Genomic DNA, 11,497 nt, shown 5'->3' with positions numbered 1-11,497 from the left:
GATGGCGGGTCAACGGAATGATTTTCCAATTTTTCGGCGAACAGTAACATGGTTCTCTCTGTCAACTGCATTATCGAGAATTATATTGTACGAAATGCCGGTTTTATAGAATATATTGCTTCATCGACTTCCATTGATGGAAATCGATGGAACGTCCTTGCGCGGAACGATTTTCCGCCGGCCGGAGCGGCGCCCCTCAGATCCCGTCACCATGCCCGACGAAGGACTGATCCATGCTCTGGGCAGGCTCCTCGTCGGCCCGCAGGCGCGAGACGACCCGCGCCGGCACGCCCGCCACGGTGGTGTGGGCGGGCACGTCGTGCAGAACCACCGCGGCGGCGGCCACCTTGGCCCCCTCGCCGACCCGGATGTTGCCGAGCACCTTGGCGCCGACGCTGAGCAGCACGCCGCGGCTGATCTTCGGGTGCCGGTCGCCGCTCTCCTTGCCGTTGCCGCCGAGCGTGACCGACTGAAGGATCGAGACGTCGTCGGCCACCACCGTGGTCTCGCCGATGACGACGCCGGTGGCGTGATCGATGAACACGCCCGAGCCGATTCGCGCCGCCGGGTGGATGTCGCAGCCGAACACCTCGGAGATGCGGCTCTGGACGTGCAGGGCCAGCGTCGCGCGGCCCTGGTGCCAGAGCCAGTGCGCGACCCGGTAGCCCTCCAGCGCGGCAAAACCCTTGTAGAACAGGAACGGGTCGATGTAGCGGCGGCAGGTCGGGTCGCGCTCGCGGATCGCCACGAGGTCGCGCACCGCGTTGGCGCCGGCATGCGGGTCGGCCTCGAAGGCGGCGAGGCAGAGGTCGCGCATGGTCAGCCGGGAGAGGTCGCCGTCGCCGAGCCGGTGGGCGAGGCGGTAGGCGAGCGCCTCGGCCAGCCCGCGCTGGTCGAGCACCGTCGCCTGCACGAGGCCGGCATAGAGCGGCTCCTCGATCAGCGCGGCCTCGGCCTCGGCGCGCATCGCCGCCCAAACGTCGGTCTCCGCCGTGCTGCGGCTCGTCGCGCGCAGCGGCAGCGTGATCGCCAGCGCCGGAACCTCGGGCAGGGGGCGGGGCGCGCCCCAGCCGGCCGCATCGCGGCGCTCGTCGTGGCCGTGCATCGTCGGGTCGTCCGGTTCGCTCAGGAGATGCGCCGGAACAGGTCCGGCAGGTAGCTCTGCAGGGTGTCGTGGCCGTCGAACTTCACGTCGATCGTCGCGCGGCCCGCCTGCCCGTGAATGCCGACCACCCGGCCCCTGGCGTGGCGCCAGATCCCCAGGGTCTCGGCGAGGTCGAGCCGATCGAAGACGACCTGATCGCCCGGAAGCATCGTCGCAGTCAGCATGATGGTGTCCTTGATGCCGGGATCCCGTGACGATCCCCGGTTCGCCGGGACGCGCGCCGCTCGCCCGAACGCGCCCGCGGGAGGGTCCGCGGGAAGGGCTGGGAAGAGCCTTCCGCCCGCGACGGGGCGGGGGAGAAAAATGCTTGCTTGTCAGGGGCGAAAGGGAGCATTATCTTTGCTAAGTCATTGCTGTAACTTGATAATTATCGATAGAACCGCGTTTGGCAAGTCTTGTTCCGCGCTCCCGCTCGCGCTAGGCCAGCCGGAAGCGGGGGCTCGCCGCCCCGACTCCGCCTCGCGAGGGCACGCGCGATGATCTCCTACCTGCCGTCCTTCGCCGGCGGCCTTCTCATCGGCCTCTCGGCCGCGCTGCTGATCCTGCTGAACGGGCGCGTGGCCGGGGTGAGCGGCATCCTGGCCGGGCTCGGCCGTCCCGGCGGCCTGCGTTGGCTCGCCGATGGCGCCTTCATCCTCGGGCTGATGCTCGGACCGGTCGCCTTCGCGGGACTGACCGGCGCCTGGCCGCAGATGCGGATCGCGGCCTCCCTGCCGGTCCTGGCGCTGGCGGGCCTCCTCGTCGGGTTCGGCACCCGGCTCGGCTCGGGTTGCACCTCCGGCCACGGCGTCTGCGGCCTCGCCCGGCTCTCGCCGCGCTCGCTCGCGGCGGTGCTGACCTTCCTGGCCTCGGGCGTGCTGACGGTGACGCTCGTCCGGGTGCTGTCGTGAGCGCGGGCGCGCGCCTCGCCGCCGGGCTGCGCCCCGCGGTCGCCCTGGCCTCCGGGCTCGTGTTCGGGCTCGGCCTCTCCCTGTCGGGGATGCTCGATCCCGCCCGGGTGCGCGGCTTCCTGGATGTGGCGGGCGATTGGGATCCGAGCCTCGCTTTCGTGCTCGGTGGGGCCGTCACGGTCTCGGCGGCGGCCTATGCCGTGGCCCGGCGCCTGCGCCGCCCGGCCCTCGACGCGCGGTTCCACGAACCGACGAAGACCCGGATCGATCCGCCGCTGATCCTCGGCGCGATCCTGTTCGGAATCGGCTGGGGCTTGGCGGGTTTCTGCCCGGGTCCGGCGGTGGCGGCGCTCTCGACCGGAGCGCTGCCCGTCGCCGTCTTCGTCCTCGCGATGCTCGCCGGCATGGGCCTCCACGCCGCCTTGCCTGCCTCGGGCGCCGGTCTCACGGCCTCGCGCAACGCGCGGTGACGCGGCCGCACGTTCGAGCGAAGGAAATCATCCACACCAGAGACGTTCGGCCGCGTGAGCCGGGGGCGGCCTCCGGCGTTGTCCGTCGTCCGGCCAGGACCCGGGCCGGGCCGGAGGCGGGACGAAGAGGATCGGATGGCTGCGGTTGAAACGGTGGATCGGGCGGAGCGCGAATCCGTTCTGGAGCGGCAACGGGCGCTCAAGATGGCGAAATCCGCCCATGCCTATGTCCGCGGCAACACCCTGAAGTTCTACGAATGGCTCGACGGGCTGCCGCGGGGCACGCTGCCGGAGGGGCCGCCGGTGTGGATCTGCGGCGATTGCCATCTCGGCAATCTCGGGCCGCTCGCCGACGCGGACGGGCAGGTCGCGATCCAGATCCGCGACCTCGACCAGACCGTGATCGGCAACCCGGCCCACGATCTCGTCCGGCTCGGCCTGTCGCTCGCGAGCGCCGCGCGCGGCTCCAACCTGCCCGGCATCGTGACCTCCCGGATGCTGGAGGAGATGGTGCGGGGCTACGCCGCCGGCCTCGCCGCGCCGGATGGGGAGGCCGACCGCACGGCCCCGCCCGAGCCCGACGCCGTGCGCACGGTCCGGCGCCGGGCGCTCGGCCGGCACTGGAAGCACCTTGCCCGCGAGCGCCTCAAGGATGTGGAGCCGTCGATCCCCCTCGGGCGCCGCTTCTGGGTCCTCGACGCGGAGGAGCGCTCGGCGCTCGACGCGCTCTTCGCGCAGGACGCCGTGCGCGAACTCGTCCTCGCCCTCAACGGGCGCGACGGCGGGGCGCAGATGCGCCTGATCGATGCCGCCTACTGGATGAAGGGCTGCAGCTCGCTCGGCTTCCTGCGCTACGCGGCGCTGGTGCGCATCGACGCGGAGGAGGGCAAGCGCCGGCTCGCCCTGGTCGATCTCAAGGAAGCGGTCGCGGCGGCCGCACCCCCGGCTCTAGGTGTCCGGATGCCCGACGACCCGGCCGAGCGGGTCGTGGCCGGTGCGCGGGCGCTCTCGCCGAACCTGGGGGAGCGCATGCTGCCGGTGCGACTCCTCGGCAAGCCGATCGTCATGCGCGAGCTGCTGCCGCAGGATCTCAAGCTCGACGTCGATCAGTTCGGACGCGAGGAGGCCGTGCAGGCGGCGCGCTATCTCGCCCACGTCGTCGGCACGGCCCATGGGCGGCAGATGGAGCGGGCGGTCCGGGCCGAGTGGCGGCGCACGGTGACGCGTGGCAAGGCGGAGGGTGAGGGCGCGCCGTCCTGGCTCTGGTCGAGCGTGGTCGAGCTCGCGGGCCGCCACGAGGTCGGCTACCTGCAGCATTGCCGCTCCTACGCCGGAGCGGACGCCGCCTGACGCGAACGACGACGGCGACGCGGCTTCGGGCGGGCCGGACGGCGGCGCCCGAAGCCGCGGGCTCTCATATCGTCTCCGTTTGATGGCCTCGGCCTTCGCCCCGCTCCGTCATCGCGAGGCGGAGCCGAAGCGACCCAGAGCGCGACCTGTCCGGGCGACCTGTCCGGACGATGCGGAGCCCTGGATTGCTGTCGCTGAGCCTCGCAAGGACGACGGAAGAGACCAAAGCGATCAAACAGAAACCGTATCAGGCCGCGCGCACGGTGGCGAGGAAGCGGTCGACCTCGGTGCCGAGGCTTTCCGACTGGCGCGACAGCTCGGAGGCCGAGGCCAGCACCTGGCTCGCGGCGGCCCCCGTCTCCTCGGCCGCGCCGGCCACGCCGGCGATGTTGCTCGTCACCTCGCCCGTGCCCATGGCGGCCTGGGCCACGTTGCGCACGATCTCCTGGGTTGCCGCACCCTGCTCCTCCACCGCGGCGGCGATGGTGGTGGAGACGTTGCTGATCTCCTGGATGCGCGCCGTGATGCTGCCGATCGCCGCCACCGCCTGGCTGGTCGAGCCCTGGATCTGGCTGATGTGATCGCCGATCTCCTCGGTGGCCCGCGCGGTCTGGTTGGCCAGTTCCTTCACCTCGGCCGCGACGACCGCGAAGCCCCGTCCGGCCTCACCCGCCCGCGCCGCCTCGATGGTGGCGTTGAGCGCCAGCAGGTTGGTCTGGCCCGCGATGCTGGTGATCATCGTCACCACGTCGCCGATCCGGCCGACCGCCGTGTTCAGCTGCTGCACGAGGCCGGCCGTCTGCGAGGCCTCCTGCACGGCGGCGTGCGCCATGGTGGCGGACGAGCTGACCTGGCGGCCAATCTCCTGAACCGACGAGCCGAGTTCCTCGGCCGCGGCGGCGACGGTGTTGACGTTCGAGGCGGCTTCCTCGGCGGCCGCCGCCACGCTGGTCGATTGGCTGGCCGTCTGGGTGGCCGTGCCGCTCATGCTCTGCGCCGTGGCCTGCAACTCGGCCGCCGCCGAGGAAACCCGGCCGACGATGCCGCCCACCGCCGCATCGAAGCGATCGGCCATCTCGTGCATCGCCGCCTTGCGCTGCGCCTCCGCACCGGCCCGGGCCAGTTCGGTCTCCTTCTCCAGCGCGCGGGTCCGGATCATGTTGTCCTTGAACACGCCGACGGCGGCGGCCATGTCGCCGATCTCGTCGCGCCGGCCCTGGGAGGGAATCGCCACGGAGGTGTCGCCTCCGGCCAGCCGCCCCATCGTGCCGGTCATGCGCTCGATGGGACGCGCGATCCCGAAGAGGCTGAACAGCATCGCCCCGACCGCGGCGGCGAAGGAGATCGCCATCGACACGTAGGCGGTCAGCAGGGCCGAATCGGCGCCCTCGATGCTCGTCTCGGCGCTGCGCTTCGCGCCCTCGCGATTGAAGTCGACGGCCTTTTGCAGAGCCCGGACGGCGCCGTTGTTCAGGTCGGCCATCCCCGCGCTCGTGGTGAGGGCCAGGGCTTCCGCCTTCTGTCCCGCCTTCATGAGATCGAGCACCTTCTGCTGGCTCTCCATGTAGCGGGTCCACAGGGGAAGGAACCCGTCGTAGATCGCCTTCTCTTCGCCGCTGGTGATCAGCGGCTCGTAGGTGCGGCGCAGCTCATCGAAATTCTGCATCGACACCTTCAGGCCCTTCTCATTCTCGACGAGCGCCTGGGGCGTGTCCGAGGTGACGACGAGACGGTACAGCTTCACCCGCATGTCCCGCGTGCCGGTGCTCAGCGTGTTCACGGCATTGACCGACGGCAACCAGTTCGTCGCGACCTGGGTCACCTCGCGCTGGATGGAGGAGAGCTTGATGGCGCTCATCACCCCCTGGGCCGCGGCCGAGAGTGCGAGGAGGCCGATCGCACCGATCAGGATGGTCTTGAGAGAAATGCGCATAGTTCTGGGACCGATGGGGCTGGCCGATCCGCCACAGAAAGCAGAAACAGACTTAAAATGTAGTTAGCCGTCCGCACGCATGATCTTTAATTCTATCCTATCAATTGATGGGAATTAGCTCGGTTGCATATCATTTGATGGTGGCGCTGGATTTGTGCAGCGTTCGCTGCCCGTGCCTGTCGCGTCGGCGTGAGGCCCGCTCGGCCCCGCAACCCGGCGGAACGGCCGGCCGATGTCGCGGCGTCAGGAATGGGGTGATGCGTGATCGCGGCCCCCGTTCGATCCGATCCCCGGGGGCCGGCCATCCCGGCGCCGTTCGCTCGGCCGGGCCACGCGGAATGTGCGTGCATAATTCATATCAATCTGCTTGCATGGCCCTGCGATATAATTCAAAGTTCCGTTGGCCGTCAGCCCAGGTCCAGGCTGCGCCTCTCGATCTCCGGTTTTCGACGGTTCCCGGACCGTGCCGGCAAGCGCCCACCCATCCGAACGGCCTCGTCGCGGGGCCGCCGGTGCGGTAGGCTGGCCGTCGAGGTCAAGATAAACGGACCGCGTGCCGCAAAGAGCACTGCGAGAGGAAACGCCATGAGAGTTGCCGTGCAGGCCGCGATCGCGGCCCTGTTGTTGTCTGCTGCCTCGGCGCAGGCCTGGGAGCCGACGAAGCCGATCGAGATCATCGTCCCCTTCCCGCCCGGCGGATCCTCCGACCAGATGGCGCGCACGATCCAGGGGGCGATCCAGAAGAACAACCTCGTCAAGCAGCCGGTCATCATCGTCAACAAGCCCGCCGCGGCGGGCGGCGAGGCGATGCTCGACATCCAGAAGTCGGCCGGCGATCCCCACAAGCTCATCACCACCTCGAGCGGCATCTACATGACGCCGCTCTCCACCAAGCTTCCGGTGAGCTGGCGGGACTTCACGCCGATCGCGATGATGGCGCAGGACGCCTTCGTGCTCTGGGTGAACAGCGAGAAGCCCTACAAGACCGCCGGCGATTTCATCGAGGCCGCCAAGGCCGCAAAGCCGCCGCTCAAGACCGGCGGCAACGGCTCGAAGCGCGAGGATCACCTGATCTCCGTGACCATGGAGCAGGCGACGGGTACGAAGATCACCTACGTGCCCTACCAGGGCGGCGGCCCGGCCTCGGTGCAGCTCGCGGGCGGGCACATCGACGCCAACATGAACAACCCGGCCGAGGAGGTCGCCAACTGGCGCTCCGGCGCGGTGAAGCCGCTCTGCGCCTTCTCCGACAAGCCGATGGACTACCCCCAGAAGGTCACCGCCGACATGGCGTGGTCCGACATCCCGACCTGCCAGTCGCAGGGCATGAACGTCACCTACCAGATGCTGCGCGGCATGTTCATGCCCGGCAAGGTCACGCCGGAGCAGCAGGCCTTCTACGTCGAGCTGTTCAAGCGGGTCACCGAGACCCCGGACTGGAAAGCCTATCTCGAGCGCAACGCGCTGGTGCCCGACTTCCGCTCCGGCCAGAGCTTCGTCGATTTCCTCACGCAGGACGAGCAGAAGCACAAGGACCTGATGACCAAGGCCGGGTTCATCGCGACGAACTGAGCCCGCTCCCGCCCGCGCCGCCCGCCGCTTCGCCGGAAGGCGGCGCGGGCGGGGCGAACACCTGTTCTGGAAACGCCCATCATGACCGAAGCCTCCCCCCCGCTTGCCGAGCGCGGCCTGTCGCGCCGCGCCGTCGAGATCGTCGTGGCGCTGCTGCTGCTCGGCCTCGCCGCGCTGGCCCTGTGGGATTCCTACGGGCGGGGCGCGGGCTGGGACAACGGGCCGGAGAACGGCTTCTTCCCGGCCCGGGTCGCCGCGATCCTGGGCATCGCGGCCATCGCCGCGCTCGTCAGCGCCCTGCGCCGCGAGGACAGCGTCTTCGTCACCTACGGCCAGCTCCGGCTCGTGGCCCAGGTCTTCGTGCCGCTGTTCCTCTACGTGCTGGGAATCGCCTTCCTCGGCATCTACGTCGCCTCGGCGCTGTTCATGGCCCTGTTCATGATCATGCTCGGCGATTTCCGCTGGTGGCAGACCATGCTCGCCGTCGTGCTCGTGCCGCTCATCTCCTTCTGGGTGTTCGAGCTGCAATTCCGGGTCCCCCTGCCCAAGGGACCGATCGAAGCCTTCCTCGGCTACTGACCTGACCGGCCCGCGGCGGAGACACTGTCATGGACGACCTCAACCAGCTCCTGCTCGGCTTCCAGGTCGCGCTCACGTGGCACAACGTGCTGTTCATGGTGGTGGGCGTGCTGCTCGGCATCGTGGTGGGCGTGCTGCCGGGCCTCGGCGGCCCCAACGGCGTCGCGATCCTGCTGCCGCTGACCTTCGGCATGGACCCGACCTCGGCCATCATCCTGCTGTCGTCGATCTACTGGGGCGCCCTGTTCGGCGGGGCGATCACCTCGATCCTGTTCAACATTCCCGGCGAGGCCTGGTCGGTCGCCACCACCTTCGACGGTTATCCGCTGGCCCAGCAGGGCCGGGCCGGCGAAGCGCTGACGGCAGCCTTCACCGCCTCCTTCATCGGCGCGCTCTCGGGCGTCGTGCTCATCACCTTCGTGGCGCCGCTGGTGGCGAAATTCGCCCTGCGCTTCGGCCCGGCGGAATTCTTCGGCGTCTTCTTCCTCACCTTCTGCTCGTTCGTCGGCATGGGCCGGGAGAACAAGGCCAAGATCGTCGTCTCCCTGGCCTTGGGCTTCCTCCTCGCCGCCGTCGGCCTCGACACCATCTCTGGCGACCTGCGCCTGACCTTCGGCGCGCCCGAGCTGATGAAGGGCTTCGACTTCCTCGTCGTGGTGATCGGCCTGTTCGGCGTCTCCGAGATCCTGCTCACCATCGAGGAAGGCCTGCACTTCAAGGGCAAGCGGGCCGCCATGGATCTCGGCGTGGTCCTGCGCACCTGGGCCTCGCTGCCGCGCTACTGGGCCACCCTGATCCGCTCCTCGGTCGTCGGCATGTGGATGGGCGTCACCCCCGGCGGAGCGATCGCGGCCTCGTTCATGGGCTACGGCCTCGCCAAGCGCTTCTCGCGCCAGCCGGAGCAGTTCGGGCGCGGCGACATCGAGGGCGTGCTGGCGCCCGAGACCGCGGCCCACGCCGCCGGCACCTCGGCACTGCTGCCGATGCTGGCGCTCGGCATTCCCGGCTCGGCCACCGCGGCGGTGCTGCTCGGCGGCCTGATGATCTGGGGCCTTCAGCCCGGGCCGCTGCTCTTCGTCGAGAACAAGGAATTCGTCTGGGGCCTGATCGCCTCGATGTATCTCGGCAACCTCGCCGGGCTCCTGATCGTGCTCGCGACCGTGCCGGTCTTCGCCGCGATCATGCGCATTCCCTTCGCGCTCGTCGCGCCGATCATCCTCGTCGTCTGCGCCATCGGCGCCTTCACGGTCGAATCCTCGCGCTTCGACATCTGGCTGATGCTGGTCTTCGGGGTCGTCGGCTACATCTTCAAGAAGCTCGACTATCCGCTGGCCCCTCTGGTGCTCGCGCTCGTCCTCGGAGACCGGGCCGAGGACGCCTTCCGGCAGGCGCTGCTCGGCTCGGGCGGCGACCTGTCCGTCTTCTTCTCGAACGGCCTCGTCTCGACCCTGATGGTCGTCGGCCTGCTGCTCCTGTTCTGGGGGCCGCTCAGCGACCTGCGCAAGCGGCTAGCACGCAAGGCCGGCCTCACCCGGCCAGCCCCGCTTTCCCCCTGAGGCGGGACCGGCCACGGCTCCGCGCGGCGGATCGGATCTCACGGACGTCGAGCGTCGGATCAGAGCGAGCAGAGCCGCCAGGATCAGGAAGGCGGCGAGGCCGGACAGCCGCACGATCCGGTCGGCGTTGCGCCTCTCGCCGGGAGCATCGGCCGCTTCAAACGGTTCCGCCGTCGCGGTCCCAGGGCGAGCTGGGATGAGCCCGCTCTCCGCGACGCGCATGCGATGGCGAGGCGTTCGCGGAGGCGGATGGCCGTTCGGGCGCCAGAGGCACGGGCCGGGCCGCCCGCGGCCCGAACGCCTTGGGCTCGACGCTGATGCCCGCCGCCTCCAGTTCCAGCATCATCAGGACGAGGGCGTCCACATCCATGCTCTCGACGGATAGGGACGCCTGGAACTCCGTCCGCAGTGCCTTGTTGAATGACCGAGAATTATAAGGCGGGCGGCTTGCAGCATCCTGTGGTAGGCTATTAAGTGTGGTTACACGACTAGGATATATTTTAATTATCATGCCCAATGAAAGACATAAGGATAAAGCTATAGGCCGCTTGAAGTCCAACCCCTTGTGTCCTGTGTATCCCATGACCAGCAGGGAGAATCCATCGCGGTTCATATCGAAGCTTCGGGTCTCTCGGTTGGCCCGGGGGTCGAAGGCGCTAACCTCTTGAAACATATGATTCCCCAAATCTGGGGGAGGCCTCCAAGAGGCTGTCGATATCCCTCAAAACGTGGTCGTGGCGCTTTTCGAAAACCACGGCGATGTGCCTTGAGTTGGTCCAGGGCTTGCCATCGGGGCCTGTGGTGATGAAGGCTCCTACATCTGTGGGTGTGATAAGCTTCGGCTGACCCTCAGTCCAACAGCCCTTCTTACTGGCGCACCCTAGGTGTTTGATCCCGCGGTGTGGTGGTACGGTTGACCACCATGCTGCGAGGGATGGGCTATGGGCTAGGTTCTCCATGGAAGCGCCACCACGACGGAGGCAGTCCGTCGCGCGATCCAGCTACGTGAAGAGAGCGTAAGAGCGCTGGCCAAGCGCTACGGCGTCAGCCCGACGACGGTGCAGAAGTGGCGCAAACGGACGAGCACCGCGGATGCCCGGATGGGCCCCAAGGAGCCGCGCTCCACCGTGCTCACCGTTGAGGAGGAAGCGATCGTTGTCGCCTTCCGCCGGCACACCCTGCTGCCGCTTGACGACTGCCTCTATGGCTTGCAGCCGACGATCCCACACCTGACGCGATCCTCGCTGCATCGCTGCCTGGAACGGCACGGGATCAGCAGACTACCCGAGATCGATGGCGACAAACCCAAGAAGCAGCGCTTTGCAACCTACGCCATCGGCTATGTGCATATCGATATCGCCGAGGTGAGCACGGCCGGAGGCAAGTTCAGGCTGTTCGTGGCCATTGATCGAACCAGCAAGTTTGTCTTCGTGCGGCTCGTGGAGAGCGCCGGCAAGATGGAGGCAGCGCAGTTCCTGCGCGACTTCATCGACGCGGTGCCTTACCGCATCCACACCGTGCTCACAGACAACGGCGTTCAGTTCACATCACGCCGACAGGACATCTACGACAGCCAGCACATCTTCAACCGCGTCTGCGACGAGCATGACATCGAGCATCGGCTGACCAAGGTGAACCATCCTTGGACCAACGGACAAGTCGAGCGGATGAACCGCACGATCAAGGACGCGACGGTCAAGCGCTACCACTACGACAGTCACGACCAGCTTCGAACGCATCTGCACCTGTTCGTCGATGCCTACAATCACGCTCGTAGGCTCAAGACCCTGCGGGGCCTGACACCCACCGAGTTCATCCTGAATGCCTGGACGAAAGAGCCCAATCGCTTCAGGATCGACCCGTCACACCTCATCCCGGGACCATACACCTAGTACTACTTTGGCAGATTGCCTTCAAGGTGGCTGGTCGAGGGCGGCCTCACAGTACGGGCATCGCCGCGGTGGTGGCCGGCTGAGGTGATC

At 68.0% G+C, this 11,497-nt stretch carries 11 protein-coding genes; 7 read left to right on the top strand and 4 right to left on the bottom strand.

The window, feature by feature from the left end:
• Positions 1 to 196 precede the first annotated feature (196 nt).
• A complete protein-coding gene (gene cysE / locus ACPCJR_RS25620; protein ID WP_391516295.1) occupies positions 197 to 967 on the bottom strand; it encodes a serine O-acetyltransferase in 771 nt (256 codons plus the stop codon).
• Positions 968 to 1,125: 158 nt separating this feature from the next.
• Positions 1,126 to 1,329: a hypothetical protein gene (locus ACPCJR_RS25615; RefSeq protein ID WP_110353467.1), complete on the bottom strand. Its 204-nt coding sequence runs from the start codon at positions 1,327 to 1,329 to the stop codon at positions 1,126 to 1,128.
• A gap of 312 nt (positions 1,330 to 1,641) precedes the next feature.
• On the opposite strand from ACPCJR_RS25615, the gene ACPCJR_RS25610 reads away from it, so the two are divergent.
• The 3 genes from ACPCJR_RS25610 to ACPCJR_RS25600 all read left to right on the top strand — a co-directional run bounded on the left by ACPCJR_RS25610 (position 1,642) and on the right by ACPCJR_RS25600 (position 3,875).
• Entirely contained in the window at positions 1,642 to 2,055 is a 414-nt protein-coding gene (locus tag ACPCJR_RS25610) for a YeeE/YedE family protein (RefSeq protein WP_391516282.1), read from the top strand.
• Positions 2,052 to 2,525, top strand: coding sequence for a DUF6691 family protein (locus ACPCJR_RS25605; protein ID WP_391516284.1), 474 nt, complete (start codon positions 2,052 to 2,054; stop codon positions 2,523 to 2,525). Before ACPCJR_RS25610 ends, ACPCJR_RS25605 begins: the two co-directional genes overlap by 4 nt.
• Before the next feature lie 135 nt (positions 2,526 to 2,660).
• A complete protein-coding gene (locus tag ACPCJR_RS25600) occupies positions 2,661 to 3,875 on the top strand; it encodes a DUF2252 family protein (RefSeq protein WP_391516286.1) in 1,215 nt (404 codons plus the stop codon).
• Positions 3,876 to 4,122: 247 nt separating this feature from the next.
• On the opposite strand, the gene ACPCJR_RS25595 is transcribed toward ACPCJR_RS25600, so the two are convergent.
• Positions 4,123 to 5,808: a methyl-accepting chemotaxis protein gene (locus ACPCJR_RS25595; RefSeq protein ID WP_391516288.1), complete on the bottom strand. Its 1,686-nt coding sequence runs from the start codon at positions 5,806 to 5,808 to the stop codon at positions 4,123 to 4,125.
• Between the two features lie 585 nt (positions 5,809 to 6,393).
• On the opposite strand from ACPCJR_RS25595, the gene ACPCJR_RS25590 reads away from it, so the two are divergent.
• The 3 genes from ACPCJR_RS25590 to ACPCJR_RS25580 all read left to right on the top strand — a co-directional run bounded on the left by ACPCJR_RS25590 (position 6,394) and on the right by ACPCJR_RS25580 (position 9,515).
• Positions 6,394 to 7,380 carry a Bug family tripartite tricarboxylate transporter substrate binding protein gene (locus ACPCJR_RS25590; RefSeq protein ID WP_391516290.1) on the top strand — a complete coding sequence of 329 codons (987 nt, stop codon included), beginning with the start codon at positions 6,394 to 6,396 and terminating at the stop codon, positions 7,378 to 7,380.
• Positions 7,381 to 7,461: 81 nt separating this feature from the next.
• Positions 7,462 to 7,959 carry a tripartite tricarboxylate transporter TctB family protein gene (locus tag ACPCJR_RS25585; RefSeq protein ID WP_391516291.1) on the top strand — a complete coding sequence of 166 codons (498 nt, stop codon included), beginning with the start codon at positions 7,462 to 7,464 and terminating at the stop codon, positions 7,957 to 7,959.
• 29 nt (positions 7,960 to 7,988) lie between these two features.
• Complete coding sequence (locus tag ACPCJR_RS25580) at positions 7,989 to 9,515, top strand: tripartite tricarboxylate transporter permease (RefSeq protein WP_110353474.1); 1,527 nt, start codon at positions 7,989 to 7,991, stop codon at positions 9,513 to 9,515.
• A gap of 157 nt (positions 9,516 to 9,672) precedes the next feature.
• Here the strand turns inward: ACPCJR_RS25580 and ACPCJR_RS25575 are convergent, their stop codons facing one another.
• Positions 9,673 to 10,188: a Rha family transcriptional regulator gene (locus tag ACPCJR_RS25575; protein WP_391516292.1), complete on the bottom strand. Its 516-nt coding sequence runs from the start codon at positions 10,186 to 10,188 to the stop codon at positions 9,673 to 9,675.
• Positions 10,189 to 10,510: 322 nt separating this feature from the next.
• Between ACPCJR_RS25575 and ACPCJR_RS25570 the strand changes: the two genes are divergently transcribed.
• Complete coding sequence (locus tag ACPCJR_RS25570; RefSeq protein WP_391516296.1) at positions 10,511 to 11,407, top strand: IS481 family transposase; 897 nt, start codon at positions 10,511 to 10,513, stop codon at positions 11,405 to 11,407.
• Positions 11,408 to 11,497: the final 90 nt, after the last annotated feature.

Origin of the sequence: Methylobacterium sp. NPDC097929, assembly GCF_049543375.1 — a bacterium.
Lineage (GTDB): Bacteria > Pseudomonadota > Alphaproteobacteria > Rhizobiales > Beijerinckiaceae > Methylobacterium.
This window is presented reverse-complemented; position numbering and strand designations above follow the sequence as displayed.